Raw genomic sequence first — 24,694 nt, forward strand, 5'->3', positions numbered from 1 at the left:
GCCCGCGCCGAGCGGCGCACACGCCTCCGCCGAAGATCCGTACACGGACCCGGGACCGGACCGGCCACCCGCCGTACCTACGTAGGGCGGGGCGCGTCACGGCCCCGCCACCGCCGGGATCTCCGTCCGGGAGGTGATGCCCAGCTTGGCGAGGATGTGTTCGACGTGGGCGTCGACCGTGCGCTTGGAGATGACGAGGCGTTCGGCGATCTCACGGTTGGACAGGCCCCGTGCGACGAGCGCGGCGACCTCGCGTTCGCGGCGGGTGAGGGCGTCGATGGAGCGGGCCTCGGTGCGCGGGGCGGGCGGGCCGGGGTGTGTGACCTCGGGGATCGGGGTGTCCGCGTTCGCGCGGACCGCCTCCAGCACCTCCCGGCCCGACAGCCGCGCGCCCGTCTCCCGCCACCGCTCCGCCTTCTCCGCGCCGAGGGCGGCCCGCACCGCCTTCCGCGTCTCCTCCTGCTCCTCCAGGAGCCGGGGCAGCAGCGCGACGGGGTCGCCGCCCAGCCGGCGGGCGTGCTCGGCGTATCCGAGGAGCCAGCAGGCCCGGACGTGACGTTCCTCGCGGGCCGCCAGCCAGGCGAGGCCGAGGCAGGCCAGCCCGACGACCAGCACCTCCCCGATCTCGGCCGCCGCCTCCAGCCCGCGCCGCAGGCACTCCTCGCTCTCCTGGTCCTCACCGGTCAGCGCCAGGATGATCCCGCGGGTGGTGACCGTCGAGCCGTACAACTGCCGTTCCCCGCGGCCCTCCAGGTACGCCAGCCCGATCGCGCACAGTTCCAGCGCGCCGTCGGTGTCGCCGAACACCGCGCGCAGCAGGGCGGCTTCGTAGTGGACGACGCCGATGCCGAGCCCGTCCCCGGACGCGAGGAGCCGCAGCCGTGCCGACTCGACCTCCGCCAGCCCCTGTTCGACGGCGCCGCCGAAGGCCGTCAGGGCGCCCAGATACGCCTCGGCGTTCAGCTCGACCCGGCTGTCCCCGGCCCGCCGGGCGGCCTGGTAGGCGAGCGGGAAGCGCTCCAGCGCGGTGACCAGGTCGGCCGTCCACACGGCGAAGATGCCCGTCATCAGGAGTCCCCAGGCACGTTCCGGGCAGTCCTGCGGGGTCAGTCCGAGCGCCTTGTCGATCCAGTGCCGGCCCTCCGACAGCGTGCCGGCGGCCCGCCAGTAGGGGCCGAGGCGGGTCGCCAGCCACAGCGCGTCCACGGCCCGCCCCTCGGTCCGGCAGCCGTACTCCAGCGCCGCCCGCACGTCCGCGACCTCCTCGCGCACGGTCCGGTGCAGGGCGACCTGCGCGGGGGAGAGGAACTCGTCCCAGAAGCGGGAGACGAGCCGCTCGTAGTACGCGAAGTGCCGCGCCCGTACGGCGTCCAGGGCGCCGTCCGCCCCGGCCGGGCGCCCGGCGCCGTACTCGCGGAGGGTGTCCAGCAGGCGGTAGCGGCCGCCGTCCTCGCGGATGCGCTGCACGACCGACTTGTCCACCAGGCCGATCAGCGCCTCCACCACCTCCCGGGTCGGCAACTCCCCGTCGCTGCAGACCTGTTCGGCCGCCGACAGTTCGAAGGAGCCGGCGAACACGGCGAGCCGTGCCCACAGCAGCCGCTCCTGCGGGGTGCACAGGTCGTAGGACCAGTCGATGGCCGTACGGAGGGTCTGGTGGCGGGTCAGGGAGGTGCGGCGGCCGCCGGTGAGGACCTCGAAGCGCTGGTCGAGGCGGGCCAGCAGCTCGGCGAGCGGCACGGCCCGCAGGCGTACGGCCGCGAGTTCCAGCGCGAGGGGGATGCCGTCGAGCCGGTCGACGAGCGCGAGGACGCGCTCGCGGTCGGCCTCGGTGACGGCGGCGACGGCCGCGGCCCGCTGGAGGAACAGGTCGGCCGCGTCCTCCCGGCCGAGCGGGGCGATCGGCACGCAGTGCTCGCCGGGCACGTCCAGCGGCTGGCGGCTGGTCGCCAGCACGCTGAGGCCGGGGGCCTCGCGCAGCAGGATGTCGCAGAGCATCGCGCAGGCGTCGACGAGGTGCTCGCAGGTGTCCAGCACCAGCAGCATGCGCCGGTCCCGCAGATGCTCCACGACCGCGTCCAGCGTGCTCATCCCGGCCTGCTCGGGCAGTTCGAGCACTCCGGCGAGGGTCGTCGGCACCAGTTCCGGGTCGTGCAGCGCGGACAGCTCGACGAGCCGCACCCCGTCCGCGAAACGGTTCCCGGAGGAGCCCGCGGCCCGCAACGCCGTGCGGCTCTTGCCGACCCCGCCCGGACCCACCAGCGTGACCAGCCGCGACCGCACCAGTCCCGCCCGGATCAGGGCGAGTTCCTCCACCCGGCCGACGAACCCGGTGAGTTCCACCGGGAGTTGACCACCCCGTCGCTGACCGAATCCGAATGCCATGCCGCCGCCCCCGTACGCCGTCCGACCCACAACCACCACAGCGTAAGCACATGCGTGCCGAGCGTGAACGGCGCCCGGTGATACCGGCGTGCGTAGGTATCACCCGCGAGGGGGAGCGGGTTCGAAAACCCGCGCGAGGGATGAGGGGGTGGGGGCGGCCCGGACCTACCGGGTGCGCCTCACGGCGCCGTCGGCCGGTACACCGCCAGCGCCCAGATCACGAAGACGTCGATCGCGATCAGGACGAACGACCAGACCGGGGCGTACGGGAGGAACAGGAACTGGAGGACGAGGCTGACGGAGGCGAGGAGGATGCCGGTGACGCGGGCCCAGGCCGCGCCCTTGAGGACGCCCCAGCCCGCCGCGGCGGCCACGACGCCGACGATCAGCAGGATCCAGCCCCAGCCGGTCAGGTTGATCTTGTAGACGTAGTCCCCGATCCGGCCGTACACGTCGTCCTCGGCGATCGCGGCGATGCCCTGGAGGACGGCGAGGATGCCGTTGACCAGCATCAGCACGCCCGCGAAGGTGACTCCGCCGGCGGCCAGGCCGTCCCCGGTGTGCGGTCCCGGGGGCCGGCTGCCCGAGCCGGAGGGGCCGGTGCCCTGGTGGGAGGGGTCCCAGACGGGGGAGCCCTGGGGATTCCTGGGCTGCGACGCGTCACTCATGGCCGTACCCCGCCTCTCTGTCCGATGTTCCGTTCTCCCCGACCATCCGTCCGGGTGACGGCCACCACCACGCGGACTACGCCGTGCGGGTGAGCCGGCGTGCGCGGGCCGCTGGGCCGACCTTCACTGGGGAGAAGACCCACCGATCCCCGACGCCGGAGGCGCCATGCCCGCCCACCGCACTCCCCTGGTCCGGGCAGCCGCGCTCGCCGTGACCTGCGCCACCGCATTCGGCGGCCTCACCGTTCTCGCCGGCTGCTCGGACGAGAACAGCCCTTCGGGCGTGGCGAGCCGGGCCGAGTCCGCCGCCGCCTCGCTCGCCTCGCGGGCCACGGAGGGCTTCGCGTCGGCGACCGCTGAGGCGGGCCGCAGACTCGACGGGATCAAGGGCGGCGTCGAGGCCAAGGACGACGTGAAGACCGGTGCCCCGAAGGCGGACGGCGACCGCAGCACGGTCGAGGTCACCGCCACCAACACCGACGACACGACGAGGTCCTTCTCGGTCCAGGTCGACTTCACCGACGACGGCGGCAAGTGGCTCGACACGGTCCTCGTCACCGTCTCCGACGTCCCGGCCGGGAAGACCGGCACGGCGACCGCCCGCAGCACCCACCAGCTCTCGGGCGAGGTGAAGGCGGAGGTGCCGCGGGCGGTGCGGTACTGAGGCATCGGGACAACGGGGCGTCGGCGCATTGACCCGGCGTTGACCACTCTCCGCCCCAGTCCTTACCCCTTCGCGGGCGACTCCTGACCCGCACCCGGCCTAGATTCGGCTGCATGTCCATGCCACTGCGGCCCGCGCAGCCCGTGCGGGCTCCGCTTCCCGTGCTGCCCTACCGCAAGCCCACCAAGGGGCGCGACTACTGGCTGATCGACGACGTCCTGCCCGACATCGACGCCGTGCGTGAGCGCTGCCTCGCCAAGGACGACTGGGTGAAGGGGCATCCGTACACCTCGGAGGCCTGGCCGGGGCTGCGGGCCATGCCGGGGCTGGAGCCCCCCGAACTCGCGCGCGTGGAAAGGGCGGTGAGACGGGCGACCGGCGCCGGGAAGCTGTGGGTGCGGCACACGCCCGGCGGCGGCACCCTCAACCACAACTGCGTGCAGGTCGTGGGGGAAGGGGAGAGCACGCCCCGTCCGCACACCGACTCGCGCTCCCTGTGCCGGTACGCCGCCGTGCTGTACCTCAACCCCGCCGCCCCCGAGGACTGCGGGACCAGCTTCTACCGGCAGTCCCTGCCCGGCGGCCGGCTCGGCGGCAACGTCGTGCGGGCCCCGCACGACAACCTCGTCGACGCGCTCGGCACGCGGTTCGTCGCGCCCGACGCCTTCGAGGAGGACGTACGCGTGGCGCACAGGTACAACCGGCTGCTGCTCTACCACGCCAACCTCATGCACAGCGCGACCGGTTACTGCGGGACGACGCTGGAGGAGAAGCGGATGACGGCGGTCTTCTTCTGGATGGCCTGACAGGACATGACCTGAGCTGACCTGTCACCGCGCGGGTCAGCCCACGACCGCCAGCTCGTGCGGGGTGCCGTTCAGGCGGCGGCCGCCCTCGTCCGTGCAGGTCACGATGTCCTCTATGCGTACGCCGAAGCGGCCGGGGAGGTAGATGCCCGGCTCGATGGAGAAGCACATGCCGGGCACGAGGGGCTGTTCCTCGCCCTCGACCAGGTACGGCGGCTCATGGGTGGTGACGCCGATGCCGTGGCCGGTGCGGTGGACGAAGTACTCGCCGTACCCGGCGTCGGCGATGACCGCGCGGGCCACCCGGTCGATCTCCTGGCAGGGCACGCCGGGCCGTACCGCCTCGAACGCCGCCTGCTGGGCGGTGCGGACGAGGTCGTGGACCTGCCGTTCCTCGTCGGTGGGCGGGCCGACGTGGACCGTGCGGGTGGTGTCGGAGCCGTAGCCGCCCTTGAGGCCGCCGAAGTCGAGGACCACCATGTCCCCGTCCCGGATGACCCGTTCGCCCGCCTCGTGGTGGGGGTTCGCCCCGTTGGGTCCGGAGCCGACGACCGTGAAGTCGACCTGGCTGTGGCCGTGTTCGCGCAGCAGCCGGGCCAGGTCGGCGGCGACCTCCGTCTCACGGCGGCCCGCGAACCGTACGGCCAGGATGTCCTCGTACGTCGCGTCCGCCGCCGCTCCCGCCGCCGCGAGCCGGGCCACCTCGTGCTCGTCCTTGACCGCGCGGAGCATGGGCAGCGCGGTGGTGAGGGCCCGGTAGGCGGTGAGGGGGAGGGCTTCCTGGAGGCCGAGGAGGTGCAGGGCCCAGGCCGCGTCGGAGACGCCGTAACGGCCGTGCGGGCGGAGCAGGCCGGCCGCGGCGGCGTACGGGTCCTGGCCGTCGCGCCAGTCGGTGACACGGACCGCGCCCGCGCCGGGGGCCGCCTCCGCGTCGGGACGTTCCAGGGCGGGGACCAGGAGGTGGGGCTCGGTCTCGGGGGTGAGGACGAGGAGGGTGAGGCGTTCGGTGATCGCGGTGGGCCGGTAGCCGCACAGCCAGAACAGGTCGGGGCCGGGGGTGACGAGCACCCCGGAGAGCCCGGCCGCGGCCGCCTCGCGGGCGGCGCGGGCCATGCGCTCGGCGTAGTCGTCCGGCGCGGCCGCCCACTCGGCCGCTTCGGCTGCCTCGTCGCTCATCTCGCGCCACCTCGTCCCGTCGGTCCCCGTCCATTGGAGCGGGTGCGGGTGGCGGGTGCGGGGCGGTGTACGGCCGTACGGGTGGCGGCCCCAGGCCTCCCCGGGCCTCCCTCACATCCATCGGGGCCTACCTCTTGGCAGGGACGGCCCGCTCGCTCACCTCGACCGTCAGGTGCGCCGAGAGCGCGCTCAGGAGGTCCGGGGCGTCGAAGAGGGCGCCGGCGGAGACGACGCCGGTGGCCCTGGTGCGGCCGGTGAGGATGCGCTCGACCGCCTCGACGACGAGCGGGGCGGTGACGGCGTAGATGTCCCGGCCGTGCGCCACGGCCCGCCGCTCGCCCGAGCCGGCGCGGACGACGACATCGACGAGGAAGGTCTGCGCGGACCGGCCGCGCTCGTCGACCGCGGTCGGCGCCGGGGTGTCCGGGGACGCCAGGTCCCTGGCCGCCTCCAGGGCCATCGCCGTGCGCACCTCGGGGATGCCCAGGTGGCTGGGGAGGGTGACGACGTCGGCCATGGTGAACTCGTCGACGACGGTTCGCAGACCCAGCGGGGCGGGGAACTCCCAGTCCAGCAGCGGTAGTTCGTCGTTGTGGTACTTCAGCTTCCCGCCCGTGTGGCGGACGCGGCGGCCGTCGCGGCGCTCGCTGGAGACCTTGCCCGCGAGGCGCGTGCCGGGGGTGGGGTGCCAGCCGCTGAGTCCGTAGACGACGCGCGCCTCGTCGGCCTCCGTCCAGTCGCCCATCGCCGTGGTGGCGAGCAGGTCGCCGAGGCCGCCGAAGAACGCCATCGCGGGGAGGATCACCGCTCCCTCGGCGCGGGCACGGTCCCCGTACCGCTCGAAGGTGTCGACGTTGGCCTCGATCTCCGCCGCCACGTCGACGTACGGGACGCCGGCGCGCAGGGCCGCCTCGATGACGGGACCGGCGGTCGTGGCGAACGGCCCGGCGGCGTTGACGACCGCCGCGGCACCGGCCAGCGCGCGGTCGAGCGAGGCCGGGTCCTCGGCGGAGGCCGGGCGGACGTCGAGTCCGGTGGGCGACGAGGCCGCCAGTTCCCGCAGCCTGACGGCGTCCCGTCCGGAGAGCACCGGGACGAAGCCGCGGTCCAGCAGCTCCGCCACCACGAACCGCCCGGTGTGCCCGTACGCCCCGAACACCGTCACCGTCTGACCCGATGCCATCGCTCTCCCCGTTCCTCACGTCGTGCTCTGCCGTGCCCACATCCTCGGCCGCGAGGTGGCCGGCGCACGAGTGTCCGGAACGACACGCCCCGTACACTTTCGGACATGGACACCGGGGGAACCGGGCGGACCGGCGGCGGCACCGTCGCGCTGGCCGTCACCGAGGGCATGCTGCACTTCGAACTCTCCATCGCCTACGAGGTTTTCGGCTTCGCACCCGTCGACGTGACCGTCCCCTGGTACGAGGTCTCGGTGTGCGGGACGGAGGCCGTGCGGGTCGGCCGGTTCCGGCTGGAGCCCGACGAGGGTCTCGACCTGCTGCCGTACGCCGACCTCGTGATCGTCCCCGGCTGGGCGGACGTCGACGTGGCCCCGCCCGCCGGCCTGGTCGACGCGGTGCGGGCCGCCCACGAGGCCGGTGCCCGCGTGGCCTCCCTGTGCACGGGCGCGTTCGTGCTGGCCGCGGCCGGTCTCCTGGACGGCAGGCGGGCCACGACCCACTGGGCCCACACCGACGTGCTCGCCGCCCGCCATCCGGCGATCGAGGTGGACCCGGACGTGCTCTACGTCGACAACGGGACCGTCCTCACCTCCGCGGGCAAGGCCGCCGCGCTCGACCTGTGCCTGCACCTGGTCCGCCTCGACCACGGCTCCGCGGTCGCCAACTCGGTCGCCCGCCGGCTCGTCGTACCGCCCCACCGGGCCGGCGGGCAGGCCCAGTTCGTCGCCGCGCCGGTCCCCGACCGGGACGACCACCCGCTGTCCGCGCTGCTGCCCTGGATCGTCGACCGGCTCGACCGGCCACTCACCGTGGAGGACCTGGCCCGCCAGGCGCGGATGAGTTCGCGCCACCTCGGCCGCCACTTCCGTACGGCGACCGGGACCAGTCCCCTCCAGTGGCTCCTCACCCAACGCATCCGCCGCGCCCAGGAGTTGCTCGAGACCACGGACGGCAGCGTCGACGCGATCGCCGAGGCCACCGGCATGGGCACGGCGGCGACCCTGCGACGCCACTTCAAGCGCACGATCGGCGTCCCGCCGGACTCGTACCGGCGCACGTTCCGGCGCACGATCCAGCGAGGTGACGCAGGTCACTCCGCCTGATGTCAGGACTGTGGGGGGCTGTCCGGTCAAGGAGGTGCGGGCACACGCACCGCACCCACGACGACACGGACGACACAGGAGTGCACCCATGGAAGCCAGGTTGAACGTCATGGCGAGCCCGGTCGCGGCCAAGGCCATGAAGCACATCGTCGCCGCCGCCATGACCCTCGGGGAGTCGACGGTGCCCGCCGCGACCCGCGAACTGGTGATGCTCCGCGCCAGCCAGATCAACGGCTGCGCCGGTTGCATCGACATGCACACCAAGGACGCCACGGCGGCCGGGGAGACCGCGCAGCGCCTCCACCTGGTCGCGGCCTGGCGCGAGGCGAAGGTCTTCACCGACGCCGAGCGCGCGGCCCTCGAACTCGCGGAAGAGGGCACCCGCATCGCCGACGCGGCGGGCGGCGTCCCCGACGAGGTCTGGGCCAACGCGGCCAAGCACTACGACGAGGACCAACTGGCCGTCCTGGTCACCCAGATCGCCCTCATCAACGCCTTCAACCGCGGCAACGTCATCACGCAGCAGCCTGCGGGGGACTACGAGGTGGGCCAGTACCACTGAGGCCGGCTCCTGGTGTCGGCTCGGGCGGGTGACCTCGCCGGGGCCGACGCCTGCGACCCGCCCGGTCAGAGAGCCGCGGGTACCGCCGGGAAGGTGACCTTCGTCAGCTCCTCCGACACCGTCCACAGCCGCCGCGCCACCTCCGGGTCGCTCGCCGCCGCCGTACGTCCCACCAGTGTCGGGCCGCCCCTCATCTCCGCCGTTCCGTCGGGGCCGACATAGCTCGCGCCGGGGAGATCCGCGGTGGCCGCGTACAGGGTGGGCAGGGCGCCCGCCCGGTCGTCCTGGGCGAAGAACCTGTTGCCGAGGCTCATGAAGGCGCGGGCGACGGGGTTCGCCGCGTGGCTCTGGAGGTTGGTGGCCGCGTATCCGGGGTGGGCGGCCAGGGCGCGGACGCGGGAACCCGACGCCGTGAGGCGGCGCTGGAGTTCGAGGGTGAAGAGCAGGTTGGCCAGCTTGGACTGCGCGTAGGCGGCGCGCGGGGTGTAGTCCGTGTCCCGGTCGAGGTCGTCGAAGCGGATCGTGGCACCGCCCCAGCGGTGCGCACCGGAGGAGACGGTGACGACGCGGTCGGTGATGTACGGCAGGAGCAGGTTCGTCAGCGCGAAGTGACCGAGGTGGTTGGTGCCGAACTGCATCTCGAAGCCGTCCCGCGTGCGTCGTTGCGGGAGCATCATCACGCCGGCGTTGTTGATCAGCAGGTCCAGCGAGCGGCCCTGCCAGGCGTCCGCGAAGTCGCGTACGGAGGACAGGTCCGCCAGGTCGAGGCGGCGCACCTCCGTGCTGCCGGTGAGGGTGGCCGCCGCCGTACGGCCGCGGTCCAGGTCCCGTACGGCGAACACCACGTGTGCGCCCGCGCGGGTCAGGGCGTCCGCCGCGGTGAGCCCGATGCCGCTGTTGGCACCGGTCACGACGGCCGTGCGGCCGGTGAGGTCGGGGAGGCGGGTCGCGTCCCATCGCTTGTTCTCGTCAGTTGCCATACCTCCAATGTAGACGCCGCCAACAATGATGGCAATGCCTACAAAGATGTCACTGCCAACAAAAGTGGCGGCGTCAACATCGGGATACGATGACCCCCATGCCCGAAAGCCGCCCCTACCACCACGGCGACCTGCGCGCCGCCCTCCTGGAGAGCGCCGAGCGCACCCTGCGGGAGAAGGGCGTCGGCTCCCTGTCCCTGCGCGAACTGGCCCGCGAGACCGGCGTCAGCCATGCCGCCCCCGGCCGCCACTTCAAGGACAAGCAGGCCCTGCTCGACGCCCTGGCCCTGGCCGGCTACGACCGGATGGCCAAGGCCCTGGACGCCGCCCACGACCCCACGCTCCCGCTCCAGCCCCGCCTCACCGCCCTCGCCCGCGCCTACCTCACCTTCGCCACCGAGAACGCCGAACTCCTGGCGCTGATGTACGCCCGCAAGCACGAACCCGAGGCCACCGAGCAGATGGCCGCGGGAGTGGACCGTACGGTGGGCGCCTTCGAACGGGTCATCGCGGACGCACAGCGGCAGGGCGAGGTCATCGAGGGCGACCCGCAACAACTCACCCTCTTCGCAGGCGCCGCCCTCCACGGCCTCGCCGCCCTGACGGCCGGCGGCATGCTCGACGCGACGGCGGTCCTCGCCATGACCGACGACCTGGTCCACGTCCTGCTGCACGGGCTCACACCCCGCTGAGGCTGTGCACCCGGCCCGACCGCGGCGCGCACAGACCCGCCCACCTCACGCCGCCGGCAGGTCGCACCACACGTACTTGCCCCGGTGCCCGAGTCTGGACAGCGGGTGCCAGCCCCATACGTCGGCGCAGGCCCGGACCAGCGCGGTGCCGCGCCCGTTCTCGGCGCCCGTCAGCTCCGCCAAGTCGCGCGGCGGGTCGGGAGGTTCCGGGTTCGCGTCCCACGCGCCGATCCGCAGGACGCCGTCCGCCCAGCCGACACGCAGGGCCGCCGGGCCTTTCGTGTGCAGTACGGCGTTGGAGACCAGCTCCGAGGCGATCGGCTCCGCGGTGTCCACGAGGTGGATCAGGCCGTACATGGTCAGGATCAGGCGCAGGGTGCGGCGCGAGATGGGGACGGCTCTGAGGTCGTTGGGGAGGGAGAGGGAGTACTCCCAGGAGTCGGAAGTGCGTTCAGGCATGCGTCAGCTCCGGGTGGGGGGTGGGTGAGTGAAGGCGCGGTGGCATTGCCGCGACCGCCATGGCAGGACGGTGCGGTGCGCTTCCGCAGGGTGTTCAACGCATCACCGACGGTAGACCTTAGATTTAAGAAACGGCAAGCCGATCGCGTAATCTGACGCCCGAACGAGTAGCGCCTACCGGTGCGTTGAACCAGGGAGTGGCCGATGGTGACGAGGCGCGAGCCCACTGCACGGCAGATGCGTCTGGCTGTCGAACTGCGCAGACTTCGTGAGGCAGCAGGCCTCACGGCCCGGCAGGCTGCGGCACTCCTCGGTGTGAACTCCGTTCAGATCAGCCAGATCGAGTCCGGCGTCTCAGGCGTGAGCGAGAAGCGCCTACGCAGTCTGGCTGCGCACTACGCATGCATGGACGAAGCGTTCATCGACGCACTGGTGGCGATGGCCACGGATCGGACAGGCGGCTGGTGGGAGGAGTACCGGCGCCTGTTGCCGTCGTCGTTTCTGGACTTGGCCGAGCTGGAATATCACGCCGCGCACCGAGTGGACTTGGAATTCCTGCATGTCCCCGGTCTGTTCCAGACGGAGGATTACGCCCGAGCCGTCTTCTCGTACGGAGTACCAGAACTGCCCGCGGGCGACCTTGAGTTGCGTGTTCGCCACCGCATGCAACGCAAGGTAGTCATCGAAGGGCCGGCACCCATCCCGTACGAAGCGGTGATCCACGAGGCTGCACTGCGCATCCGGGTGGGCGACCGCTCCGCCACCCGCGCTCAGCTCACCCGCATCCTGGAACTCTCGGACGCCGACAACGTCACAGTGCGGGTCATTCCGTTCGACCTCGACGGCTTCGCCGGGGCCTGGAGCGCCATGATGCTTGCGGGTGGTCCCGTGCCCAGGTTGGACACCGCGGCACGCGACGCAGCACACGGCACCGTTTTCATCGACTCCGAAGCCCAGCTCGGCGCGCTTCGAACACTCTTCCGTAAGGTGGAATTGGCGTCACTCGACCCCGATCGTTCGCGTGACTTCATTCACCGAGTTGCGAAGGAACTGTGAGGCACACAATGGCCGCCCCCCAGAACTGGCAGAAATCGTCCTTCTCCGGCGGAGCTGAGGGCAACAACTGCCTCGAACTCGCCTCCACCCCCACCACCCTCCACCTCCGCGAGAGCGACACCCCCACCACCGTCCTCACCACCACCCCCACTCCCCTGACCCACCTCCTCGACGCGATACGCGCCCAGGCCCTCTGAGGGAGAGGCCCGCGGGGCTGCCGGGCAGGTGCCTGGCAGCCCCACGGAGCGGTCAGTGTTTGAGGGTGAAGGTGAAGTCGTGCGACAGCTTGCCGGTCAGGCGCGCTACCGAGACGAGGTTTCCTTCCTCGATCAGTCTCTCGACCTCCGCTCGCGAGAGGCCACAGCCCTCTGCGATCAGCCGCACCGGCCGGACGGGTATCCGTGCCGCGAAGCGCACCGAGATGTCGATCACCGCGCGGTCCAGGTGGTCCGATCCGCCGGTGTCGAGGCGCCAGGCGTCGGTCCAGTCGAGGGCGATGTGGTTACGGCGCCGTAGGGCCGGGTCCTGGAGCAACTCGGCTGCGAGGCCGAGGTCGTTGTCGTGCAGTCGGGCCAGCAGCTCGGGTCGTACGGAGCGCACGTTCGTCCGCTCAAAGACCGTGAGCTTCGCCGTTTCCCCGCAGGCGGTGCAGAGGACGAGGAGCCAGGCGTCGATGAGCTTGTGGTTGGCGTTGACGCGGAACTTGCCGTTGGCCCGGAAGTGTTCGGACGCGCACGCGTGGCAGCGGCGGAGCACGACGGGCAGGCAGGTGGGTGCGACCACCCAGGTTTCGAGCAGCACAGAGGTACACCGGTTTCAGTGTGAGAAGACCGCAGCAAAAAGGAGCGCGGCGCAGATGCGCGACGCGCGACGATTCAGCACTCGGGGGGTCTCACACGGTGTACAAGGGCGTGTCCTCGACTGGGCGACATGGTCCGGCAGCACGGTAGCGGCGGTCGGTGGTGCCGCTCCACCGGTTTTCGAGCGCCTGTGTCAGTCGCCCATGACGTCCATGGCCTCCACGGCGTCCATGACCTTCACCGGGTCTCCGACCGTCACCCTTCCCTCCCGTACGACGGCGAAGTACGCGCCGAACACGATCCCGTCCTCCCCCTTGCGGTAGTCCACCAGTGTGCGCAGGGGTTCCGGGCCCGCCCGGCGGCCCGTCTCCTGGTCGACCATCGTGATCGCGCAGCGGACCGTCAGTTCGGTGAAGGCGAGTTCCGTTTCGCCGATCGAGAGGCGGGCGGCCGTGTCCTCCGTATGCGGGGTGCCCCAGCCGTCCACGACGAGGTTGGGGCGGAAGCGGTTCATGGGGAGCGGGGCGGCGCCTCGCTCGGTCAGGTGACCGTTCAGCCGGTCCAGGCTCGCGCGCGAAACCACGTGCAGACGGCTGTGGTTGGCCGCGGTGCCGCCGGGGGCCTTGCGTACGCGCAGCAGCCGGCTCGGGCGGCCCAGGACCCCCGTCACCCACGCGGCGGCCTCCTCACCCTGGTCGACAGCGCCGTACGGCTGTCCCGGCAGGTCCGTGACCTCCTCGGCCTCACCCCTCCCGTCGACCATCAGGTCGCCCCGGTCCGGCGCCCGAAGGGTCAACTCCCCGAATTCGCCCACGGGGTGGGGGGTGATCAGCGCCAGTCTGGGGTCCCCCCACTGCCAGCGCAGCTCTCCCGCCTCGTCGACGATCACGTACGCCCGGTCGTGCGGGAGTCCGTCGGGCGTGATCCGCGCCTCGGACACCGTGATGCCCGCGCAGCCCTTCACCGGGTAGTACGTCAACTCGGTGACCTTCGACTGACCTGTCACTACTGTCGCTTCGGTCACTGCGACTTCCCTTCCCCCGTCGGCTGATACGACAATTTTTGCCGGACGCGGTGAGTTCCGGGGGCCGTTCGTCCGTACTCCTGTGTGTTGGACCCGCCGGGCAAGGACGAGCACGGGCGGTGTCTCCGATCAGGCAGGAGGAACGGTGCGCTTTTCGCGGAACGCGATGGGGACTGCCTTCGTGGGCGGCGCCCTGAGCTTGACCCTCGCGGCTCTGGCCTATCCGTCGATGTTGGGGCTGGACACGGTGTCCAACTCCAACGACCGGATCATCGCCAACACCCAATGGGGGCCCCTGACGGAGGGCGACCGCGACTTCGTGGTCAAGGTCCGGGCAGCGGGGCTCTGGGAGTACCCCCTCGGCCTCATCGGTCTGCAGAAGGGGCAGAGCCCTGCGGTCAAGACGGCCAGTGAGCACCTGATCGACGGTCACGCCTCCCTCGACACGACCTGTCGCAAGCTCGCGCCCATGCTGAACATCACCCTGCCCAACGTGGCCAGCCCGCAACAGGTGGCCTTCGTCAACCAGATCAACGCGAAGACGGGCAAGGACTTCGACTACGAGTTCGCCAACATCCTGCGCCAGACGCACGGTTCGATCTTCAACACGATCGCGAAGGTGCGTTCCACCACCAAAAACACCCTCATCCGTGCCCTGGCCGACCAGGCCAACGACACCGTCCTGGACCACATCACGGTGATGGAGAAGACCGGCATGGTCGACTTCGACCAGACCCTCTTCCAGCAGACCACTCCGCCGAAGCTCCCCCAGTCGGACCTGACCCCGCCGCCCCCGCCCGCGGGCCAGCCCCTCGTCGTCCTCACCCCGCCGCCCACCGCCACGTCCACACCTGTGGACATCGACGGCGCGGCAGCGGGCGGCGGGGTGAACCCGGCACCCGCCCCCACGCCGACGCAGTGAGACCTCCAGCGTCCGGGACTACGCCAGCCACACCGTCGTGTCCGGGCCGATCCGGCCGTCGCCGTCCGGCGGGGCGCTGCTCAGCAGCACCTCACCGGGCGGGCACGGCACCGGCACGTCCGACAGGTTGGCGACACAGCGCCAGCCGTCCGAGCGGGCGAAGGCCAGCACGCCGGGCGGAGTGCCCTCCGCCCAGGTGAGGTCCTCGCCGTCCAGCAGCTTGCGGCGCAGGCGCAGGGCAGTGCGGTACAGCTCCAGGGTCGAGCCGTCCGTGCCGTCCTGCGCCTGGACGGCGTACCGCGCGAAGGACTCCGGCTGCGGCAGCCAGGCGCCACCCGCGCCGAAGCCGTACGACGGGCCCGTGGTCGTCCACGGCAGCGGCACCCGGCTGCCGTCGCGGCCCTTCCGGACCCGGCCGCTCTGTTCCCACAGCGGGTCCTGGAGGACCTCCACGGGCAGGTCGGCGACCTCGGGCAGGCCGAGTTCCTCACCCTGGTAGAGGTACGACGATCCGGGCAGCGCCAGCATCAGCAGCGTGGCGGCGCGGGCCCGGCGCAGGCCGGCCTCCTCGTCGACGTGCGGGGCGTGGCCGTCGGACAGCAGCCAGGCGTTCTCGTCCGTGCCGGACGGAAGCATCAGGCGGGAGGCGTGGCGGACGACGTCGTGGTTGGAGAGCACCCAGGTCGCGGAGGCGCCGACGGCGCGGGCCTCTGCGAGCGAGGACGTGATCACCTCGCGGATCGCCTGCGCGTCCCAGGGCGCCTGCAGATACTCGAAGTTGAAGGCCTGGTTCAGTTCGTCGGGGCGGGCGTACAGGGCGCGGCGGGCGCCCGGGACCCATGCCTCCGCGACCGCCGTACGGGGCGGGGAATAGGCGTCCAGGACGCGGCGCCAGTCGCGGTAGATCTCGTGGACCTCGTCGCGGTCGTAGAAGGGGTGGGTGCCGGGCGGGATCGTCGTGAGGACGTCCTCGCCGCTCGGGCCGAGGTCGCCGAGGTCGCGGAGCGGCTCGCTCAGGTCCTTGACCAGGGCGTGGGCCACGTCCACGCGGAAGCCGTCGACGCCCCGGTCCGACCAGAAGCGCAGGGTGGTGCGCACGTCCTCGCGGACCTCGTCGTGGTCCCAGTTCAGGTCGGGCTGCTCGCGGGCGAAGAGGTGGAGGTACCACTGGCCGTCCGGGACGCGCTGCCAGGCGCTGCCGCCGAACACCGACTGCCAGTCGGTGGGCGGGAGTTCGCCGTGCGCGCCGCGTCCGTCGCGGAAGACGTAACGGTCGCGGGCCGGGGAACCGGGACCGGCCGCCAGGGCCTCCTGGAACCACGTGTGCAGGTGCGAGGTGTGGTTCGGGACGATGTCGACGATCACCTTCAGGCCGAGCCGGTGCGCCTCGGCGGCCAGCGCGTCGAAGTCGTCCAGGGAGCCCAGGCGTGGGTCGACGTCACGGGGGTCGATGACGTCGTAGCCGCCGTCGGCCAGCTCGGACGGGTAGAAGGGGCTGAGCCAGAGGGCGTCGACGCCGAGCGCGGCGAGATGCGGGAGGCGCTCGGTGATCCCCCTCAGGTCACCGAGGCCGTCGCCGTCGGCGTCGGCGAAGCTGCGCGGATAGACCTGGTAGACGACGGCCTGGCGCCACCAGTCGGGGTTGCGGGTGGAGAAGTCGGGGGTGGTCTGCTGGTCTGCCTCGGGTGTGGGCACGAAGTCGGTCACGCAGACAAGCCTGTCCACTTTGCCGGGAAGGAGAACGTCCGCACCTTGCGGAGGGGATCGTTCCGCACGTGGCGGAGCTGTGACGGAACCTTGAACTCCCCTGGTACGCCCCGGATGGCGCGGTTCGGAAGAAACACGGGGCCTCAGTCACTTGCGCCACTACACCCCCTCGACGACCGTCAGCCACAGCTTCACGTAGCGGTCCACGTCGACGCCCAGCGCCACGTCCACCAGGGCCTGTTCGCGCGGGCCGTGGTGGATCTCGGATTCGCCGGGGCGGGGGCGGCGGTCGACGACGGTCTGGCCCCGGGTGGCGCCCGGGGCCAGGCTCACCTCGACCGGGAGCAGCTCCGTGGTCAGGCCGTCCGGGTCGACGACCGCGCAGACCGCGCCCGCGTCGCCGAGGCCGCCCATGGGGGTGGGGTCGCCCGAGGTCGCCGGGTCGCGGTGGGCGAGGAGTTCGCCCGCCATCCGCAGGCGGGGATCCGGACTGGCGCGCAGCCGCTGGACGTCACCGGCCGGGACCAGGACCTCCTTGAAGACGTCCAGGCCGTACATCGTCATCGGCACCCCGGCCGTGAGCAGGATCGCCGCCGCCTCCGGGTCGTGCCACACGTTGAACTCCGCGACCGCCGTCGCGTTGCCGGTCGCCACCGCGCCGCCCATGAACACGATCCGCTCGATGTTGCGCACCACCTCCGGGTGCGTACGCAGCAGCAGGGCGATGTTCGTCAGGGGCGCGGTGGGGATCAGGGTCACCGGCCTCGGCGACGCCAGGATCTCGCGCCGCAGCAGCGTCACCGCGTCCACGTCGACCGGGCGGCGGGTGGGCGCGGGCAGCCCCAGGTCGCCCATCCCGTCCTGCCCGTGCACATGCCGTGCCGTGCGCACCGGCTCGATCAGCGGGCGCTCGGCACCCCGTGCGACCGGGATGTCACCGGCCCCGGCCTGCTCCAGCACGGTCAGGGTGTTGCGGACCACACCCTCCACATCGGTGTTCCCGGCCACGCAGGTGATCGCCCGCACGTCCAGCCCGGGATGCCGTACGGCGAACAGCAGGGCCAGGGCGTCGTCGACCCCGGTGTCGCAGTCGATGATCACCGGAATGGGCTGACCGGTCACGGCGGCGCTCCTCTGCGTCTGTGCGGGCTGTCACGTCTGTGACCTTACGCAGCGGGCCACAGTTCGGCTCCGCGATCCGCGATGCGGGCGGCGATCCGGTCCAGCAGCTCCGCCACGGGCAGCGCCCCCGGACGCCTCCCGTCCCGCAGCCGTACGGCCGCCAGGCCCGCGTCGGCCTCCCGGTCCCCGATCACCGCCTGGTACGGCACCAGCCGCGCGGCCCGGATGCGGGCGCCGAGGGTGCCGTCGCCGGGGCCGGACACCTCGGCCCGCAGTCCACGGGCCACCGCCCGCCCTACGACCTCGTGGGCCCGTTCCTCCTGCGCCTCCGCGACCGGCAGGACGGCCAGCTGCACGGGGGCGAGCCAGGTCGGGAAGGCGCCGCCGTGCTCCTCCAGGAGGTGGGCGACGGCCCGTTCCACACTGCCGATGACGCTGCGGTGGACCATCACCGGGCGGTGTTTCGCGCCGTCGGGGCCGATGTAGTGCAGGTCGAAGCGTTCGGGCTGGTGGAAGTCGATCTGCACGGTGGACAGGGTGGCCTCGCGGCCCGCCGGGTCGGTGATCTGCACGTCGATCTTCGGGCCGTAGAAGGCGGCCTCGCCCTCGGCTGCCTCGTAGGCGATGCCGGAGCTGTCGAGGACCTCCCGCAGCAGTGCGGTCGCCCGGCGCCACAGCTCCGGGTCGGCGACGTACTTGCCGCCCTCGCCGGGCAGGGAGAGACGGTGGCGGGAGGCGCGGATGCCGAGGTCGGCGTAGGCGCGGGCGATCAGGGCGAGGGCCGCGCGGGCCTCCTCCACGGCCTGCTCCAGGGTGCAGAAGATGTGCGCGTCGTTGAGGTGGATCGCCCGGACGCGGGTCAGCCCGCCGAGCACGCCGGACAGCTCCGCGCGGTACATTCCGCCCAACTCCGCCATTCGGATGGGTAGTTCACGGTAGCTGTGGGAGCGGGAACGGTAGATCAGCGCGTGGTGGGGGCAGAGACTGGGCCGCAGGACGACCTGCTCCGCGCCCAGGTCCATCGGCGGGAACATGTCGTCGCGGTAGTGGTCCCAGTGACCCGAGATCTCGTACAGGTCGCGCTTGCCGAGGACCGGCGAGTACACGTGCCGGTAGCCGGCGGCGCGCTCGGCCTCCCGGACGTACTCCTCCAGGGTGTGGCGCACGATCGCGCCGTCCGGGAGCCAGTAGGGCAGGCCCGCGCCCATCAGGGGATCGGTGTCGAAGAGGTCCAGCTCGCGGCCGAGCTTGCGGTGGTCGTGCATGGTCGTCGCTCCTGAGGTGAGGAGGCGAGCACCCGCACGACGAAGCCCCGGGGCACTCGCCCCGGGGCTTCGGACATCGCAGTCCAGTGGTCAGCGCGCCGGGACACTCTCCGGCGTCGTCGTGAGAGACGGGTGGGCGGCGCGCTTCATGCGGCGACCGTAGCAACGGCCGGAGTCGCCGGGCGAGCGAATAACCAGCCGGTGGGGGCTGCGATTAACCCGGACGGACCGCCGCGCTGGTCGGCCGGCGGTGGCGGTGGTGCCGTGAGAGGAGCACCCCGCGGTGCCGGGACGGACTCCCTCGCGCCCCGCCCCGCGGAACCCGACCACCCGGTGCGCACCGGCCACTCCAGGAGGCACCCCCCGATGACCCGCCGTACCCTCCTCGCCTCCGCCCTCGCCGTCACCGGGCTGCTCACCGTCACCTCCTGCGCCACCCTCGGCCTGGAACACCCGCCGACCGCCCGGCCCGCCGCACCCACCGTCGAACGGTCCTCCGCCCGGCCCACCGCGCCGGTCACCTCCCCCGTCCTCACCGACGCGCAGGCGCACGAGGCGCTCATCACCGGCACCGACCTCGGCGAGCCCTGGACCGCGACCCGTGGCACCGCCACCTGGCGGGACGGCATGCTCAAGGCCACCACCCCGACCGCCGACTGCCAGAAACTCCTCGACGGCCTCTACACCGACGAACTCCTCGGCGCCCCGCCCCTGGCGGTGGTCGCCCTCGACGACGCCGACACCGGCGCCCAGCTCCGCTACCAGCTCACCGACCGGCGCCCCGCCGACGTCGACCGCACCCTCGACTGGCTGAAGACGCTCCCCGAGAAGTGCGCCCGCTTCTCCGCCAAGGCCCCGGACGGCACGGTCCTCGACGCGACCGTCGTCGAGCAGCCGCTGCCCGAGGTGGGCGACGTCCGCCAGGGCCTGCGCGTCACCCTCACCAACTGGAACACCGAAGGCGACCCCCTCGTCCTCGCCCTCGACGTCGCCACCGTCCGCGCGGGCCAGGACACCTTCACCCTCACCAACGGCGGCCTCACCGACGTCCCCAACGAGGCCACCCAGGCAGCGGTCCAGCTGGGCGTACAACGACTGACAGAGGTACGGAAGCAGGGGCGGGTGCAGGTGTAGGGCCACGGCCGGCCGGGCTCCCGCCGGCCTCACGGCCGGCCCGGCGTGCGCAGGCGGGCGTCCGCGCTCGGCCGGAGACCCGCCCCGCTCACGCACCGCGCCGGGCAGACGGCAGGGGCGGGGCAAGATGGCGGCCGGGGGCTGCGGGCCGGAACGTGGCTGGGGGCCGGAGGCCGGATTGCCGAGGGCCCGATGTTCGCCGAAGGCCGGATGGCGGCTGCGCCTCACCCCGCCCGAGCCGGGCCGCCGGGGCTATCCCCACCAGTGGCCCACAGGGCGGAGGCAGCGGCCCGCGCTAGGCCGAAGACCTGCCGATCACGCACCGCGCCGGGCAGACGGGCAACGGGCGGCGGCCGGGGTCGGGGACCGGGTACGGAGGCCGTTCCGGGCCGGGAACCGGAGTCCGGACGGCGGCCCGGCCGGGACCCGGAGGCCAATGGGCGGCGGCCGGAGGTCGGGAGCCAGGCCCGGATTCATGCGGGGGCTCTCCCGCCGGAGCCGGGGGTCAGTCCCGTTCGGGCGGGCTCGAAACAGCAGAGGGGACAGCGCCCGGAGGGCGGGGGCCGGGCGGTCGGAAGGGGAGCCCCGCCCAGCCCCGCTCAGCGCAGCTGTAGAGCCCGCCCCTCAGTCCCCGTCGAAGCGGGTCGTGCCGTGGACCATGTCCTGGGACAGGTCCAGGACCGTGCGGCCCTCCGCGAAGGCGTGGGCGCGGAGGAGGGCCAGTGCCTCGTCGGGGCTCACGCCCCGTTGGGCCATGACCATGCCGATCGCCTGGTGCACGCCGTCGTGGCCGGTGGCCAGGCGGCTCAGCCAGACGTCGTCGCCGTACCGGCCGGCCTCCTCGCCGCGGGGCAGGGCCATGAGCGCGACCGTCAGGACGTCCGCCACCAGCCGCGCCGTACGGACCTCGTCGGCGGCCAGTTCGCCGGGGCTGTCCCGGTACAGGTCCAGGGTGCCCACGCACACCGCCCGGTCGCCCAGGGGCAGCGCGTACACCGCACGCACCCCGGCCGCGGCCGCCTGCTGGGCGAACACCGGCCAGCGGGAGGCGTCCCGGCCCGCCGTGAGGTCGGACGCGAACACCGGCGCACCCGTCTCCGCCGCGTGCAGACAGGGGCCGTCGCCCAGCGTGGCCTGCACCTCCATGAGATGCGCGGCCCGCTCACTGCTCGCGCCCACCGGTACCGGCATCCCCTCGCCGCGCAGCGACACGCTCGCGCCGATCACCGGCAGCAGTCGTACCGCCGCGGTGCACAGCCGTTCCGGTACGTCGCCGGGCTCGGCGCCGCGCAGCTCCTGGGCGATCACCTCGGCGATCCGCTGCCGGTTCCGGTCGGGCACGGTGATCACCTCCGCCCGCGGGTACGGCTCCGGTCTCTTCGTCGCCCGCCGGGTACCGCTCTCACGGGCGGGGGAAACCGGCCGGGCTCAGGCCTTCTCATAGGGGTCGGCGGGCTGCTTCACCTGCGTGACCGTCCCCGCGTCGAGGACCGGCGGCCAGGCCTCGTCCGAACCGAGGGCGCCCTTCGGACGCCAGGTGCCGGTGACCGTGACCCAGGTGTCGGCGGGCAGCGCGTCCGCGCCGCGGACCTCGGCCTTGCCGGTGGTGGCGTCGGCCGCGCAGCAGGCGACGGCGAGCCGCGTGACGTACCAGGCGCCGTCGTCGCCATGGGTGACGAAGCCGGTCAGCCGGACGGTACGGCCCTTCAGCGACCGGCCGCTGTCGAAGATCGCGCGCGAGCTGAACTCGCCGACGGTCAGCTCCACCGGGTCCCCGGCGGGCAGCGCCGGGAAGGCCCCCACGCCCTGCGCGGCCCGCTGGGCGGCCTCCCGGTCCGCGCTGTACGAGCCGAGCGCGGGGGGCGGGAAGAGGAGGAGCGCCACGGCGGGGAGGGTGAGGAGCCAGGCGACGCGCGGGCCGTGCCCGTGCCCGTCCTGCTCCGGTCCGCCGCCGCTCACGAACGCCGTCACCAACCCCAGCAGCACCAGCGCCGCCCCGGAGACGATCAGGTACGGCCGCAGCCCCGCCTGCACGTACCTCAGGTACAACTCGCCGGACAGAGTGATGCGCAGGACCGCCCCGCCGGTGAGGAGCAGCAGGGCCGCCGGGCCGTACCGCCTCACAGCAGCCACCACCCCGTGAGCACGCCCGCCGCGACGGCCACCACCCACGTCACCGACGCGAAGCGGACGGCGAAGGCGCGGCCGAACGTGCCCGCCTGCAACGCGAACAGCTTCAGGTCGACCATCGGGCCGACCACCATGAAGACCAGCCGGGCGGTCGCCGGGAAGGCGCTCAGGGAGGCGGCGACGAAGGCGTCCGCCTCGCTGCACACGCACAGGACGACCGCGAGCAGCGCCAGCAGCAGCACCGACAGCCAGGGCGAGCCGGTGAACAGGTCGAGCAGCGAGCGCGGGACGACGATGTTGAAGGTCGCCGCGGCCGCCGCGCCCAGCACGAGGAAGCCTCCCGCGTGCAGGAAGTCGTGCTGGAGGCCGGTGAGGAAGGCGCGGGCGCCGGTCGTGGGGTGCGGGCCGCCGGCCCGGCGGGGCAGGTTCAGCCACTTCTCCTTCCCGAAGCGCGCCCACAGCCAGCCCATGACGACGGCGGTGCCGAGCGAGGCGAGCAGCCGGGCGAGGACCATCTCCGGCCGGCCGGGGAAGGCGAGGGAGGTCGCGACGAGCACGACGGGGTTGATCGCGGGCGCCGACAGCAGGAAGGCGAGGGCGGCGGCCGGGGCGACCCCGCGCCGCATCAGACTTCCGGCCACCGGCACGGAGGCGCACTCGCAGCCGGGCAGTACCGCCCCGGCCAGCCCCGCGACAGGCACGGCCAGCACCGGACTGCGCGGCAGCAGCCGCCGCAGCACCCGCTCCGGCACGAACGCGCCGATCGCCGCCGAGACGACCGTACCGAACAGCAGGAACGGCACCGCCTGCACGACGACGGCCGTGAAGACCGTCCACCAGGCGGCCACCGGCGGGGTGGAGAGGTCCAGCGCGAGCGTCGGGCCGAGCACGGACGCAACGGTGGCGACGGCGAGCAGCGCGGTGCCGCCGAGCACGGCGTACACGAGCGCCCGTACGACGATCCGCAGGCCGTCGGCTACCGTCCGCTGATTCCGCACGCCCGCCCGTTCCGCCGCCGTCCGCCTTACCGCTGTCGCGGGCACGCTAACGAGGTCGTCTGTGCGGGACCCCGGGTTCAGCGAGGAGCCGGCTGTGACGGGCCGGGGGCTGGTAACGCGACAGGCTCGCTACAGCGGAGGCTGGGCCGGTGCCGGGCCCAGGGTCGTCGTACCCGGGGCCGTACGGTGCCCGAGGCCCGTGCGGTAGGCGTCCAGGGCGGCCTCCACCCGGCCCGTGCGGCGCAGCAGGTCGCCGAGGAGACGGCACAGGTCGGCGAGGTCACCGGCGGCGCCCGCGCGTTCCAGCAGGCTCAGGGCGCGGACGTAGTGCTCCTCGGCGGAGTCGGTGTCGCGGGCGTCCTCGGCGATGATGCCGAGCAGCCGGTGCGCGCCCGCCGCGTGCACGGCGCCGCGCTCGGAGGAGAGGTCGCCGAGCACCTCGCGCAGCAGGGCGGCGGCCGCCTCGGACTTGCCGCGGCGGTGCAGGACGTCGGCCAGCTCGACGGCGACCTGACTGGTGTAGAGGGCGGCGCGCTGGGCCGACAGCATGGCCTGCGCCTGCTTCAACTCGTCCTCCGCGCGCTCCAGTTGGTTGTTCTGGGCGTAGACGTAGCCGCGCATCCAGTGGCAGTTGGCCAGCTCGGTGCGCAACTGGAGCTGGCGGTACAGTTCGGCGGCCTTGGCGAGGGAGGCGTCGGCCTCGGCGAGACGGCCCTCGGCGAGGAGGGTACGGGCCACCGAGCGGTGCATCCGGGCGACGAGCGCGGGGTCGCCGACCTGGGGCGCGAGGGCGAGGGCGAACTCGGCGGCCTGGGCGGCGCGGGCCTGGGCGCCCATGTCCATGTAGGGGCCGATGACGGAGGCGTAGAGCAGCAGCAGCGCGTCGGGGTCGTGCAGGCCGCCGCGGTTCAGCTCGTCGAGGGTGGACTCCAGCAGGTAGACGGCGTACCGCAGCTCCCCGGCGAGGTAGTGGGCGACGGCCCGGCCGCGCAGGGCGGGGACCCGGGCCGGGAGCGGCGCGTGCGCCAGGCACTCCTCCGCCCGCTCGAAGTGCCGCCGGGCCGTCTCCAGCTCGCCGGCGTCGATCCCGCACTCCCCGAGCCCCAGCAGGGCGGTGGCCTGCTCCTCCACGAGGCCGTGCTCCTCGGCCTCCGCGAGCAGCTCCGCGTACTGCCCCGCCGCCTGCTCCGCCTCCCCGGTGGCCAGGGCCCGCTGGGCCTCGGTGAGGCGCAGCCGCAGGTCGGTGACGAGCCGGGCGGAGCGGCCGGTGGCCAGCTCCTCGAAGTCCACGCCGAGCCGCTCGGCGATGTGCTTCAGCGCCTCGTCGGAGGGCCGCACCCGGCCGGCCTCCAGGGTCGAGACATAGGCGGGGGTGTACGTCGGCTGGGCCAACTGTCGCTGCGTCAGTCCCTGTTCGACCCGCAGCCGCTGCACCCGGCGTCCGATGACCTCCGGTTCGTCCCGCTCTCCCACGGCCCGAATCACCCCAACTCCCCCTGACCCTCTTGCCGTTCGGCGCGCGCAGCCCCTAGGTTAAACGGCGTGTTAAACATGCTTAATACACGGTTGACGTAACGGCCGCTGCCGTTGTCGCTTTTTGTCCGCCGCCTTTGCACGCCGTCTTTTGTCCACTGTCGCCGCCGACATCGAGAGGTTGCCGTGCCAGGACGCACATCCGCACCCTACGGGCGCCCCTCCTGGAGATACGCCAGAGCCGTCGCGGCGGCCGTCACAGCGGCGGCGGCCCTGATCGCCGCCGCCAACGCGGTCCCGGCCCGTGCCACGGACACCCCCCGGCTGTCGACGGGCGGCGTGGAGCACGTCGGCAAGTGAGGGGCGGGTGCGGCGAGGTGCCGG

Annotated in this window: 25 protein-coding genes; 10 read left to right on the top strand and 15 right to left on the bottom strand. The window is 72.9% G+C overall.

Annotated elements, in window-relative coordinates:
* Positions 1-96 precede the first annotated feature (96 nt).
* Both ACFWJX_RS10460 and ACFWJX_RS10465 read right to left on the bottom strand, forming a co-directional pair.
* The gene (locus ACFWJX_RS10460) at positions 97-2,385 is read right to left on the bottom strand and encodes a LuxR C-terminal-related transcriptional regulator (RefSeq protein WP_383239819.1); all 2,289 of its coding nucleotides are present in this window, start codon (positions 2,383-2,385) and stop codon (positions 97-99) included.
* Positions 2,386-2,564: 179 nt separating this feature from the next.
* Positions 2,565-3,053, bottom strand: coding sequence for a hypothetical protein (locus ACFWJX_RS10465; protein ID WP_383239822.1), 489 nt, complete (start codon positions 3,051-3,053; stop codon positions 2,565-2,567).
* A gap of 166 nt (positions 3,054-3,219) precedes the next feature.
* Between ACFWJX_RS10465 and ACFWJX_RS10470 the strand changes: the two genes are divergently transcribed.
* Positions 3,220-3,717 (top strand): FxLYD domain-containing protein, encoded by a 498-nt coding sequence (locus ACFWJX_RS10470; protein ID WP_383239825.1) that lies wholly within the window; start codon positions 3,220-3,222, stop codon positions 3,715-3,717.
* A gap of 113 nt (positions 3,718-3,830) precedes the next feature.
* Positions 3,831-4,523, top strand: a complete 693-nt coding sequence (locus ACFWJX_RS10475) for a DUF6445 family protein (protein WP_383239828.1) — start codon at positions 3,831-3,833, stop codon at positions 4,521-4,523.
* 36 nt (positions 4,524-4,559) lie between these two features.
* On the opposite strand, the gene ACFWJX_RS10480 is transcribed toward ACFWJX_RS10475, so the two are convergent.
* Both ACFWJX_RS10480 and ACFWJX_RS10485 read right to left on the bottom strand, forming a co-directional pair.
* Positions 4,560-5,699 (bottom strand): aminopeptidase P family protein, encoded by a 1,140-nt coding sequence (locus ACFWJX_RS10480; RefSeq protein WP_383239831.1) that lies wholly within the window; start codon positions 5,697-5,699, stop codon positions 4,560-4,562.
* Positions 5,700-5,826: 127 nt separating this feature from the next.
* Positions 5,827-6,882, bottom strand: coding sequence for a saccharopine dehydrogenase family protein (locus tag ACFWJX_RS10485; protein ID WP_383239834.1), 1,056 nt, complete (start codon positions 6,880-6,882; stop codon positions 5,827-5,829).
* Between the two features lie 105 nt (positions 6,883-6,987).
* On the opposite strand from ACFWJX_RS10485, the gene ACFWJX_RS10490 reads away from it, so the two are divergent.
* Entirely contained in the window at positions 6,988-7,986 is a 999-nt protein-coding gene (locus tag ACFWJX_RS10490; protein WP_383239836.1) for a helix-turn-helix domain-containing protein, read from the top strand.
* A gap of 88 nt (positions 7,987-8,074) precedes the next feature.
* A complete protein-coding gene (locus tag ACFWJX_RS10495) occupies positions 8,075-8,548 on the top strand; it encodes a carboxymuconolactone decarboxylase family protein (RefSeq protein ID WP_383239839.1) in 474 nt (157 codons plus the stop codon).
* A gap of 65 nt (positions 8,549-8,613) precedes the next feature.
* Here ACFWJX_RS10495 and ACFWJX_RS10500 read toward each other — a convergent pair whose 3' ends face one another.
* Positions 8,614-9,528, bottom strand: a complete 915-nt coding sequence (locus ACFWJX_RS10500) for an oxidoreductase (RefSeq protein WP_383239842.1) — start codon at positions 9,526-9,528, stop codon at positions 8,614-8,616.
* An 89-nt stretch (positions 9,529-9,617) separates the two neighbouring features.
* Here ACFWJX_RS10500 and ACFWJX_RS10505 point away from each other — a divergent pair, with 89 nt between their 5' ends.
* Entirely contained in the window at positions 9,618-10,220 is a 603-nt protein-coding gene (locus tag ACFWJX_RS10505) for a TetR/AcrR family transcriptional regulator (RefSeq protein ID WP_383239844.1), read from the top strand.
* Positions 10,221-10,265: 45 nt separating this feature from the next.
* On the opposite strand, the gene ACFWJX_RS10510 is transcribed toward ACFWJX_RS10505, so the two are convergent.
* Entirely contained in the window at positions 10,266-10,679 is a 414-nt protein-coding gene (locus tag ACFWJX_RS10510; RefSeq protein ID WP_383239847.1) for an ATP-binding protein, read from the bottom strand.
* A gap of 204 nt (positions 10,680-10,883) precedes the next feature.
* Here ACFWJX_RS10510 and ACFWJX_RS10515 point away from each other — a divergent pair, with 204 nt between their 5' ends.
* Together ACFWJX_RS10515 and ACFWJX_RS10520 are read left to right on the top strand one after the other, a co-directional pair.
* Positions 10,884-11,735 carry a helix-turn-helix domain-containing protein gene (locus ACFWJX_RS10515; RefSeq protein ID WP_383239849.1) on the top strand — a complete coding sequence of 284 codons (852 nt, stop codon included), beginning with the start codon at positions 10,884-10,886 and terminating at the stop codon, positions 11,733-11,735.
* 8 nt (positions 11,736-11,743) lie between these two features.
* Positions 11,744-11,932, top strand: a complete 189-nt coding sequence (locus ACFWJX_RS10520) for a DUF397 domain-containing protein (protein ID WP_383239852.1) — start codon at positions 11,744-11,746, stop codon at positions 11,930-11,932.
* A gap of 52 nt (positions 11,933-11,984) precedes the next feature.
* Here the strand turns inward: ACFWJX_RS10520 and ACFWJX_RS10525 are convergent, their stop codons facing one another.
* Both ACFWJX_RS10525 and ACFWJX_RS10530 read right to left on the bottom strand, forming a co-directional pair.
* Entirely contained in the window at positions 11,985-12,533 is a 549-nt protein-coding gene (locus ACFWJX_RS10525; RefSeq protein ID WP_383240795.1) for a DUF1062 domain-containing protein, read from the bottom strand.
* A 195-nt stretch (positions 12,534-12,728) separates the two neighbouring features.
* Positions 12,729-13,559, bottom strand: coding sequence for an MOSC domain-containing protein (locus ACFWJX_RS10530; protein ID WP_383239855.1), 831 nt, complete (start codon positions 13,557-13,559; stop codon positions 12,729-12,731).
* A 166-nt stretch (positions 13,560-13,725) separates the two neighbouring features.
* Between ACFWJX_RS10530 and ACFWJX_RS10535 the strand changes: the two genes are divergently transcribed.
* Positions 13,726-14,481, top strand: coding sequence for a DUF4142 domain-containing protein (locus ACFWJX_RS10535; RefSeq protein WP_383240798.1), 756 nt, complete (start codon positions 13,726-13,728; stop codon positions 14,479-14,481).
* 18 nt (positions 14,482-14,499) lie between these two features.
* Here the strand turns inward: ACFWJX_RS10535 and ACFWJX_RS10540 are convergent, their stop codons facing one another.
* The 3 genes from ACFWJX_RS10540 to thrS all read right to left on the bottom strand — a co-directional run bounded on the left by ACFWJX_RS10540 (position 14,500) and on the right by thrS (position 18,575).
* Positions 14,500-16,188, bottom strand: a complete 1,689-nt coding sequence (locus ACFWJX_RS10540) for a glycoside hydrolase family 13 protein (RefSeq protein WP_383239858.1) — start codon at positions 16,186-16,188, stop codon at positions 14,500-14,502.
* A gap of 159 nt (positions 16,189-16,347) precedes the next feature.
* Positions 16,348-17,310 (bottom strand): nucleoside hydrolase, encoded by a 963-nt coding sequence (locus tag ACFWJX_RS10545; RefSeq protein ID WP_383239860.1) that lies wholly within the window; start codon positions 17,308-17,310, stop codon positions 16,348-16,350.
* 44 nt (positions 17,311-17,354) lie between these two features.
* Positions 17,355-18,575: a threonine--tRNA ligase gene (thrS, locus tag ACFWJX_RS10550; RefSeq protein ID WP_383239863.1), complete on the bottom strand. Its 1,221-nt coding sequence runs from the start codon at positions 18,573-18,575 to the stop codon at positions 17,355-17,357.
* Between the two features lie 366 nt (positions 18,576-18,941).
* On the opposite strand from thrS, the gene ACFWJX_RS10555 reads away from it, so the two are divergent.
* Positions 18,942-19,709, top strand: a complete 768-nt coding sequence (locus ACFWJX_RS10555; RefSeq protein ID WP_383239866.1) for a hypothetical protein — start codon at positions 18,942-18,944, stop codon at positions 19,707-19,709.
* A 624-nt stretch (positions 19,710-20,333) separates the two neighbouring features.
* Here ACFWJX_RS10555 and ACFWJX_RS10560 read toward each other — a convergent pair.
* The 4 genes from ACFWJX_RS10560 to ACFWJX_RS10575 form a co-directional block, all read right to left on the bottom strand.
* Positions 20,334-21,050, bottom strand: a complete 717-nt coding sequence (locus ACFWJX_RS10560; protein ID WP_383239869.1) for a GAF and ANTAR domain-containing protein — start codon at positions 21,048-21,050, stop codon at positions 20,334-20,336.
* An 87-nt stretch (positions 21,051-21,137) separates the two neighbouring features.
* Positions 21,138-21,833: a TIGR03943 family putative permease subunit gene (locus ACFWJX_RS10565; RefSeq protein ID WP_383239872.1), complete on the bottom strand. Its 696-nt coding sequence runs from the start codon at positions 21,831-21,833 to the stop codon at positions 21,138-21,140.
* Positions 21,830-22,837 carry a permease gene (locus ACFWJX_RS10570; RefSeq protein WP_383239875.1) on the bottom strand — a complete coding sequence of 336 codons (1,008 nt, stop codon included), beginning with the start codon at positions 22,835-22,837 and terminating at the stop codon, positions 21,830-21,832. The genes ACFWJX_RS10565 and ACFWJX_RS10570 overlap by 4 nt, the downstream gene beginning before the upstream one ends.
* Before the next feature lie 129 nt (positions 22,838-22,966).
* On the bottom strand, positions 22,967-24,310 hold the full coding sequence (locus ACFWJX_RS10575) for a helix-turn-helix domain-containing protein (RefSeq protein ID WP_383239878.1): 1,344 nt from the start codon (positions 24,308-24,310) through the stop codon (positions 22,967-22,969).
* Between the two features lie 186 nt (positions 24,311-24,496).
* Between ACFWJX_RS10575 and ACFWJX_RS10580 the strand changes: the two genes are divergently transcribed.
* Positions 24,497-24,670 carry a hypothetical protein gene (locus ACFWJX_RS10580; protein WP_383239881.1) on the top strand — a complete coding sequence of 58 codons (174 nt, stop codon included), beginning with the start codon at positions 24,497-24,499 and terminating at the stop codon, positions 24,668-24,670.
* Positions 24,671-24,694: the final 24 nt, after the last annotated feature.

The sequence above is a fragment of the Streptomyces sp. NPDC058335 genome (assembly GCF_042723915.1).
In the GTDB taxonomy this organism is placed as follows: Bacteria; Actinomycetota; Actinomycetes; order Streptomycetales; family Streptomycetaceae; genus Streptomyces.

What these genes read in the sequence shown, in the direction of transcription:
- ACFWJX_RS10470 (WP_383239825.1), top strand. Translation starts at nt 3,220, where the DNA reads ATGCCCGCCCACCGCACTCCCCTGGTCCGGGCAGCCGCGCTCGCCGTG.
- ACFWJX_RS10465 (WP_383239822.1), bottom strand. Translation starts at nt 3,053, where the DNA reads ATGAGTGACGCGTCGCAGCCCAGGAATCCCCAGGGCTCCCCCGTCTGG.
- ACFWJX_RS10495 (WP_383239839.1), top strand. Translation starts at nt 8,075, where the DNA reads ATGGAAGCCAGGTTGAACGTCATGGCGAGCCCGGTCGCGGCCAAGGCC.
- ACFWJX_RS10510 (WP_383239847.1), bottom strand. Translation starts at nt 10,679, where the DNA reads ATGCCTGAACGCACTTCCGACTCCTGGGAGTACTCCCTCTCCCTCCCC.
- ACFWJX_RS10520 (WP_383239852.1), top strand. Translation starts at nt 11,744, where the DNA reads ATGGCCGCCCCCCAGAACTGGCAGAAATCGTCCTTCTCCGGCGGAGCT.
- ACFWJX_RS10475 (WP_383239828.1), top strand. Translation starts at nt 3,831, where the DNA reads ATGTCCATGCCACTGCGGCCCGCGCAGCCCGTGCGGGCTCCGCTTCCC.
- ACFWJX_RS10555 (WP_383239866.1), top strand. Translation starts at nt 18,942, where the DNA reads ATGACCCGCCGTACCCTCCTCGCCTCCGCCCTCGCCGTCACCGGGCTG.
- ACFWJX_RS10500 (WP_383239842.1), bottom strand. Translation starts at nt 9,528, where the DNA reads ATGGCAACTGACGAGAACAAGCGATGGGACGCGACCCGCCTCCCCGAC.
- ACFWJX_RS10515 (WP_383239849.1), top strand. Translation starts at nt 10,884, where the DNA reads ATGGTGACGAGGCGCGAGCCCACTGCACGGCAGATGCGTCTGGCTGTC.
- ACFWJX_RS10535 (WP_383240798.1), top strand. Translation starts at nt 13,726, where the DNA reads ATGGGGACTGCCTTCGTGGGCGGCGCCCTGAGCTTGACCCTCGCGGCT.
- ACFWJX_RS10485 (WP_383239834.1), bottom strand. Translation starts at nt 6,882, where the DNA reads ATGGCATCGGGTCAGACGGTGACGGTGTTCGGGGCGTACGGGCACACC.
- ACFWJX_RS10460 (WP_383239819.1), bottom strand. Translation starts at nt 2,385, where the DNA reads ATGGCATTCGGATTCGGTCAGCGACGGGGTGGTCAACTCCCGGTGGAA.
- thrS (WP_383239863.1), bottom strand. Translation starts at nt 18,575, where the DNA reads ATGCACGACCACCGCAAGCTCGGCCGCGAGCTGGACCTCTTCGACACC.
- ACFWJX_RS10480 (WP_383239831.1), bottom strand. Translation starts at nt 5,699, where the DNA reads ATGAGCGACGAGGCAGCCGAAGCGGCCGAGTGGGCGGCCGCGCCGGAC.
- ACFWJX_RS10505 (WP_383239844.1), top strand. Translation starts at nt 9,618, where the DNA reads ATGACCCCCATGCCCGAAAGCCGCCCCTACCACCACGGCGACCTGCGC.
- ACFWJX_RS10490 (WP_383239836.1), top strand. Translation starts at nt 6,988, where the DNA reads ATGGACACCGGGGGAACCGGGCGGACCGGCGGCGGCACCGTCGCGCTG.